Genomic DNA, 7,884 nt, shown 5'->3' on the forward strand with positions numbered 1-7,884 from the left:
TAAGCCCCTGACAGAAGCGGAGCTGAAGGCGTTTATGGACGAATTGTGGGGCGAATAGCATTCTGGCGCCACGCCGAATGAAGGGCCCGCCTAGATTTGAATTCCGTTGTCCTCACTCCACGCACAGCCCTGCGTCTGATGAATGCGAACGGGAGGGCTACACAAAGAAGAATTAAGGAAGAATTAAGAATGGTTGATCTGACGATATCTAACATCCCAGACAATGTGATGATCACGCTAGAGACGATGGCAGTCAGTCGGAATATGACGGTGGAAGATCTCGTGCTTGAGATGATTTGCCAAGAGGTCATAGTCGCCAAGCCAGCACAATTAATTGAAATCACCGAGGAGCAATTTCGACAGAATATTGACGTGCTGTTGGCAGCCTATGACCGACAGCCGATAGCCATCGTCGATGAAAAAGGGCGCCGCTTTGTGATGATGCCTATAGAGAAATATAAGGCAGGTTTTGATTGATAGTTGGCGTCCTAAACGCCGACAAATCGAAGCGGCTGTATTTCCCGTCCTCAGGCAACGACGACAACACAAAGAACTAGGGTCAAAATCTGGGTGAATGCTGTTTTCATAGCAGCACCCCTTCATGCTTGAGAAGAAATTCCTTCACCGGCAACCCGCTGCCAAAACCCGTTCGGAAGTCGTTTGCGCCGATGACGTGGAAGGATGATTGGCAAGGGATTGTTCCCGTTCGCTGCGCCAACAGCGCGGCTCGCATTCCGGATTTCATGATGTATGATCGCAAACATGACTGAATTCAGGACCCATTTCCCACCCGTGAATGCCCGCACCCATGAGGTCTGCGGGCCGTCTGCTCTGTCCTTTGCCTTGGCTTTGGCCGGGCAGCTGGGAGGCACGGTGCTGTGGCTGCGCGAGGCATGGTGGGGAGATCAGATCAACCCGGTCGGATTTGCCCCCTATCTCGACCCGCAAAAGCTGCTTTTGGCCTTGGCCCCATCACATCTCGACCTGCTCGCCAGTGCCGAAGAGGCGCTGCGCTCTGGCTCCGTGGCCCTTGTGGTGATGGAGATCACCAAACCCGTGGGCCTGACCGAAGGGCGGCGTTTGCAATTGGCGGCGCAAGAGGGCAACGCCACGGGCCTGTGCCTTTTACCCGAGGGCATGGGCAGCAATGCCGCGCAAACCCGGTGGCACTGCGCCCCGGTTTTTGATGCCGCGCGCCCGGCGACAGACTCGACTCTGCAGCGCTGGGAAATTACAAAGAACAAATCAGGAACACTTAAGGCTTGGACAGTGAAGTGGGATGCACAAACGCGTCGTATCAGTGTGGTTTCCGAGGCTGCCCAGCGATAGGGCTCTGCGCGCACGCGCGGTCGACCGCACCGCTTGTGCGGCCGACCTCCCCCCTTTCGCACTCACCCTGCATGAGAAAAACACTGATCGCATCTATTGCCTGAACCACGCCGCCGAAGCGCACGGGCTGCATCGTGGCATGGGCCTGTCTGATGCGCGCGCCTATTGCCCCGCTTTGGAAAGCCGCCCCGCCAACCCAACCGCAGATGCGCGATTTTTGACCATGCTCGCGCGTTGGAGCAAACGCTACTGCCCTTGGGTGGGCTTGGATGGGCGCGACGGGTTGATGCTCAACATCGCCGGATCTGCACATCTTTTTGGCGGTGAAGCGGGCCTGTTGGAGGATATGCGCGCGCGGCTGGCACGCGCCGGGTTGACCGGTCATATTGCCGCCGCCAACACGCGTGGGGCGGCCTGGGCCCTGACCCATTTTGGCACATCGCACAAAGATGGCGAAGGCATCGCCGGGTTGCCCGTCGCCGCGCTGCGCCTTGATCCCAAGACCGACACTGCGCTGCAACGGCTCGGCCTGCGCCTGATTTCTGATCTCATGGCCCTGCCCCGCGCCACGCTCGCCCGTCGCTTTGGCCCCGACCTTGTGCTGCGCCTTGATCAGGCGATGGGCACGCAGGACGAGGTGATTTCACCGCTGGGCGAAACACCCCATTACGGCGTGCGCCTGACCTTGCCGGAGCCGATCGGTCTGCGCGACGATGTCATGGCGGGCACCGCGCGCCTGTTGGAGCGGCTCTGTGCCAAGCTCAAAGACCAAGACATGGGCGCGCGCCGTCTCACCCTGATCCTGCGCCGCGTCGATCAGGGGGCGCAGCAGGTCGAGCTGCGCCTTGCCGCGCCAATGCGCGAGGCGGCCCGGATCTTGCCGCTGTTTGAACGCGGTGTGGCCGAGGTCGATGCGGGCTTTGGCATTGACCAAATGCGTCTTGAAGCCACCCAAGTCGAACCTTTGCTCAAAAGCCAAATCACCCATGCCACAGCGGCGCGCCCGGAGGGCTTAGATGATCTGATCACCCGGCTTGGCAATCGGATCGGGCTCGACAATATCCAACGGTTTCTCCCCGCCGACAGTCACATCCCGGAGCGCAGTTTCAAACGGGTTGTGGCCGCTTATAGTGCCCCCGAAGGCCCTTGGGGCAGCCTGCGCCCCCGACCCATCCGGCTGTTTGCGTCCGAACCGATTTCTGCCACGGGCCCCCATCCGCCGGAGCGGTTTCGGTGGCGCAACATGTCCTTCACCACCGGGCGTGCCACAGGACCGGAACGCATCGCGCCGGAATGGTGGTTGCCGGAGGACACATGGCGCACGGGTCTGCGCGATTATTGGAAAGTGGATACCACACAGGGGCGGCGCCTGTGGTTGTTTTACACGCCGCAAAACCCCGGCTGGTTTGTGCAGGGGGAATTTGCATGAGCGCACGCAACCCCGCCTTTGATCCTGGCTATGCCGAGCTGTGCGTCACCTCAAATTTCACCTTTCTGCGCGGTGCCTCGCATCCCGAGGAGCTTGTGACCCGCGCGGCGGAACTGGGCCTGAGCGCCATTGCCATCACCGACCGCAATTCGCTTGCGGGCGTGGTGCGCGCCTATTCTGCGCTCAAAGAATTACGCCGCGAGTTCGGCGATGAGGCCCCCCTGCCACGTCTGATCATCGGTGCGCGCCTTGTGGTGCGCGACAGCGAGACGCATTGGATTGCCCTGCCCCATGACCGCGCGGCCTATGCCCGCCTCACACGGCTTTTGACCCTTGGCAAACGCCGCGCCCCCAAAGGCGACTGTTATCTCGACCTGCGCGATCTGTGTGCGGGCTGTGCCGGCATGTCCCTGATCGCCCTGCCGCAAACCCAACCACACAACAGCCGCTCCGACATTCTCGTGCTCAAGAAGCACTTTCCGGCCCATGTCTTTTTGGGCGCTGTGCCACGCTATGATGGCAGTGATCAGACGCATTTCGATGCCTGCGCCCACCTGGCACAACGCAGCGCCGCGCCGATGGTTGCGGTCGGGGATGTGTTGATGCATCACGGATCGCGCCGCCAATTGGCCGATGTGTTGACCTGTCTGCGCCACCACATCCGCATTGATGACATCGGCACCCGCGCTCTGCCCAATTCTGAGCGCCGCCTCAAAGGGGCCGCCGACATGCAGCGGCTCTTTGCCCGCCATCCCGCCGCCCTGCGTCGCACGGTAGAGATCGCCGCCAAATCGAGCTTTTGCCTCTCAGAGCTCAGTTATGAGTATCCCGATGAGATCGCAGGCGATGAGCCGCCACAAGAGCGATTGACGCGATTGGCGCGCGAAGGGCTCAAAACCCGCTACCCGAAAGGCGCACCAGATAGCGCCATCGCGCAGATGGATAAAGAGTTGACGCTGGTCAAATTGCTCAATTTTCCGGCCTATTTCCTGACCGTGCATGACATCGTGCAGTTCGCCCGCGCGCAGGGGATTTTATGCCAAGGGCGCGGCTCTGCGGCCAATTCGATCCTGTGTTATTTGCTGGGCATCACCGATGTCGGCCCCGAAACGATCACCATGGTGGTGGAGCGGTTTGTCTCGGAACATCGCGGTGAACCGCCCGATATTGATGTGGATTTCGAACATGAGCGCCGCGAAGAGGTGATCCAACACATCTATGCCAAATATGGCCGCCACCGCGCCGGGCTTTGTGCCACCGTGATCCATTTTCGCACCCGCGCCGCGATCAGCGAGGTCGGCAAAGTCATGGGCCTGTCTCAGGACGTCACCGCCAATCTGTCGGGGCAGATTTGGGGCACCTCAAGCGGGGGCGCGGACCCGGAGCGGGTCAAGGAACTTGGCCTCGACATGAGTGATCCGCGTTTGGCGCTGACCCTCAAACTCATCGGCGAAATCATCGGCTTTCCACGTCATCTCAGCCAACATGTCGGTGGCTTCATCATCACCAAGGGCCGTTTGGATGAACTTTGCCCGATTGAAAACGCCGCCATGGAGGATCGCACCCTAATTGAGTGGGACAAGGATGATATCGACGCGCTTGGCATTCTCAAGGTCGATATTCTCTCCCTCGGGATGCTCACCTGTATCCGCAAAAGTTTTGATCTGATTGCGCTGCATGGTGGTCCTGCGTTGTCGATTGCCACTGTGCCCCAAGCCGATGCACCGACCTTTGACATGCTGTGCGTGGCCGATGCGATCGGCGTGTTTCAGGTCGAAAGCCGGGCACAGATGAATTTCCTGCCCCGGATGAAACCGCGCAAGTTTTATGATCTGGTGATCGAGGTCGCCATCGTGCGCCCCGGCCCGATCCAGGGCGGCATGGTGCATCCCTATATCAACCGCAGGCAGGGCCGCGAGCCGGTGAGTTTTCCCTCCGCCGCCTTGGAAAACGTGCTGGGCAAGACCCTTGGCGTGCCGTTGTTCCAAGAGCAAGCCATGCAAATCGCGGTGGTCGCCGCCGGATTTACCCCCTCCGAGGCCGACAAGCTGCGCCGCTCAATGGCGACGTTCCGGCGGATGGGCACCATTGGTCAGCTGCGTGACAAATTCATCTCCGGCATGTTGGCGCGCGGCTACACGCCAGAGTTCGCCAACAGTTGCTTTTCGCAAATCGAAGGCTTTGGCGAATACGGTTTCCCCGAAAGCCACGCCGCCGCCTTCGCCATGCTCGCCTATGTCTCCGCCTGGCTCAAACGCCATCACCCGGCAGCCTTTGCCTGCGGTTTGCTCAACTCACAACCGATGGGGTTCTACGCCCCCGCCCAGATCGTGCGCGACGCCCGTGAGCATCAGATCGAGGTGCGCCCGATCTGCGTCAACACCAGCGCCTGGGACAACACTTTGGAGCGCCGATCCGATGGCAGCTTGGCGCTGCGCCTCGGGTTTCGTCAGATCAAAGGCTTTCGCGAAGAGGACGCCGGGTGGATCGTCGCCGCGCGCGGCAATGGCTATCCCGACCCGGAGGCATTGTGGCTGCGCGCAGGCCTCGCGCCCGCCGTGCTCGAACGGCTGGCCGAAGCGGACGCTTATGCTGGGCTTGGGCTCGGGCGGCGCGATGCGCTTTGGGCCGTGAAGGCCATTAAAGGCACCGCGCCCTTGCCGCTGTTCAACGACCCGATTGAAGGCGAAGGCATTCATGAGCCACATGTCGATCTCCCGGCGATGCATTTGGGCGAGGAGGTGGTTGAGGATTATGTCGCGGTGCGCCTGTCGCTCAAAGCCCATCCGATGGAGCTTTTGCGCCCAAATATCCCCGGCCTCACGCCCCATGCCGCTCTGCCCAATGTCCCTTTAGGGCGCCTCTCGGTCTGTGGTTTGGTGATCACACGGCAACGTCCAGGCACCGCCTCCGGCGTGGTGTTTTTGACCTTGGAGGACGAAACCGGCATCTCAAACGTGGTGGTTTGGCCGAAGGTTTACAAACAGTTCCGTCGCGCCGTCATGGGCGGGAGACTCTTGCGCATCACCGGGCATGTGCAACGCGAAGGCATCGTTGTCCACCTCATCGCACAAACTGTCGAAGACGTCTCGCATCATCTCAGCGATCTCGGCCACCCGATGGACGACGCCGTGGGACAGACGATGCCGCAGGCCGACGACGCGCCTCGCCCTCGCGCCCAACCCCGCGCCATGCATCCACGCGATCAGGCCAAGCGATTGTTCCCCAGCAGGGATTTCCATTGAGGGTAGAGAACGGCCCAAAGCCGCCTTCCACCCGTGACGCCGAACCCGCAACGCAGCTTCACCAGACCGGACATTCGTGCATCGTGCAGCATTTTCGGAGGGTGAAGGTCAGATAAACCCCTATGCCAAGATCACGGCTGAAATGTTCTCGATGCGATAGGTAGCTGAAAATCGATTTCCAGGCGGACAGGCGAGGATGGAACGCTACCTATTATATCCACGCCGTCGGTTACCAAGCGGTTCAAGTGCTCTTTCTGCTTGTCGCCTAAGCCTTCGTACCAATTCGGATTGAAGAAGATGTTCTCTACGTGCTTCGTCACGATTTGAAATAAAGCGGAGGCTTGTTGATCAGCGGCAAGCGCCTTGATCTGCTCTGCGATGACTTTCCCGGGCGCGCCGCCAATATCCCGCCAAGAAATACAAACCATCGCACGTTCGTCTCCTGCAAATGAAGAAACAAATATCTGCTGAAGAAGCTCTTCCGAATACCCGTTCTGGAGCTCATTGCCGTAGAAGTCGGTAAAGGGCGACCAAGCACCTGCAAACATGAACGGCAATGGCGATTCAAATTCAAAGACATATGAACCAATGGTTTCTGGTTGATTGTTGACCAGCGCGGAGGTCAGCACATCATGTGTAACCTTCGCCTCACGCCGAGCAGCCTCATTTCCTGTGTTTATGTCGTCAAGCATCTTCTGGAACATAAACTGTTCAAAAGGTTGCATTCCTTTGTCGGCTCCGCGCAACGTCTCACGCAGATGGGCTGCCGCGTCCTTCCCATAGAGTTCCCGGCTAATCGTGCGGTAGGCCACTGCAAGGCATTGGTCTGGGCGGCCTGCAAACGGCTCATTTTCGATGCAAGAGAAGAGCTCGCGGTCGTGCTTGCCGCAAAAACCATAGAAAACCGACGCATCTTTGATACCGACCTTTTTGACTGACAGTTTGCCGCCATTTTTGTTCAGATCCTGAACGGTCGCAGTATAGTGAAGCACATGACCATTCTCGGCGATCTTAGCCAAATTGGGTCCGCGTGAAACTGTGTGGGCTTTGATCACACCACCATCACAAGGGCCCAAACCTACGTCGCGCGCACAGCATTTCTTCTTGGCAAAAGACTTCCGATTAACGTCCACGGCGGACCAGGGATTATCCTTCGGCTGATCATCTCGGTTCAGGTGGCATTTCTTGTATTTCTTGCCTGAGCCACACCAGCAGGGAGCATTTCGATCTCTTCCTTTCATCGTTCGAAACTCATCAGATTTTCCTGTCCAATTTCTCAATGATAGTCTTTGATCCACATCGCGGCTGGAGATTGTCGGTCAAACTGGAGATTGTCGGTCAAAGGCTGTCTTCCGCATCGGAAAGGACGATTATTTGTTTCGCAAGCAGTGACTTGGCAGCTCGAAACACCATCATGAACGACTTTTTTCCTGCAATGACTGATCTGTACTGAATGCGAGCGTAAATGCAAGGCGCAGCATCCGTCAAATTGGGCTCTTAGCCTGAAATCGCCGCGCTCAGAACGAATGGCCTCTGTGGGTGGCTCCCGCATTGCAAGCGTTTTCTGGCAATTTCTGCGGTTATTTTCGTCAGTACCGTCGTCTGTCCGGCCTGTTTATGTTTTGGCATTGCCTCCACTGGCCCTGATGAGTTCCGCAAGCGAGGTTCCAATCGGCTTATCGACCTCAAAGGGCCGCTGCCATTCCCGGAGTGTCCTTGCTCTTGGTTGACTTAATTCCGCATCATCACTTCAACGTCTTGCATCTCGTAGGCAACTGGTGCGCTTAGAACGCGGGTTGCCGGTATTCCTGTTTCTTGGTGAGCATCGCCCAGACGGCCCGGGCTGCCTTGTTTGCCATTGCGACTGTTGCCAGCCGGAAG

5 protein-coding genes are annotated in these 7,884 nt (G+C 58.6%); 4 read left to right on the top strand and 1 reads right to left on the bottom strand.

Translation table 11 applies throughout. The annotated features are described in order from the left end of the window. Positions 1–189: 189 nt before the first annotated feature. The 4 genes from BLT54_RS21005 to BLT54_RS21020 all read left to right on the top strand — a co-directional run bounded on the left by BLT54_RS21005 (position 190) and on the right by BLT54_RS21020 (position 6,003). On the top strand, positions 190–477 hold the full coding sequence (locus BLT54_RS21005) for a hypothetical protein (RefSeq protein ID WP_074647398.1): 288 nt from the start codon (positions 190–192) through the stop codon (positions 475–477). 285 nt (positions 478–762) lie between these two features. Beyond that, on the top strand, positions 763–1,329 hold the full coding sequence (locus BLT54_RS21010; protein WP_074647404.1) for an ImuA family protein: 567 nt from the start codon (positions 763–765) through the stop codon (positions 1,327–1,329). Further along, the gene (locus BLT54_RS21015; protein WP_074647399.1) at positions 1,280–2,758 is read left to right on the top strand and encodes a Y-family DNA polymerase; all 1,479 of its coding nucleotides are present in this window, start codon (positions 1,280–1,282) and stop codon (positions 2,756–2,758) included. Before BLT54_RS21010 ends, BLT54_RS21015 begins: the two co-directional genes overlap by 50 nt. Then, a complete protein-coding gene (locus tag BLT54_RS21020; protein ID WP_074647400.1) occupies positions 2,755–6,003 on the top strand; it encodes an error-prone DNA polymerase in 3,249 nt (1,082 codons plus the stop codon). Before BLT54_RS21015 ends, BLT54_RS21020 begins: the two co-directional genes overlap by 4 nt. A 131-nt stretch (positions 6,004–6,134) precedes the next feature. On the opposite strand, the gene BLT54_RS21025 is transcribed toward BLT54_RS21020, so the two are convergent. After that, entirely contained in the window at positions 6,135–7,283 is a 1,149-nt protein-coding gene (locus BLT54_RS21025; RefSeq protein ID WP_143026914.1) for an SEC-C domain-containing protein, read from the bottom strand. Between the last annotated feature and the right edge of the window lie 601 nt (positions 7,284–7,884).

Source organism: Celeribacter baekdonensis (genome assembly GCF_900102315.1).
GTDB classification, from domain to species: Bacteria; Pseudomonadota; Alphaproteobacteria; order Rhodobacterales; family Rhodobacteraceae; genus Celeribacter; species Celeribacter baekdonensis.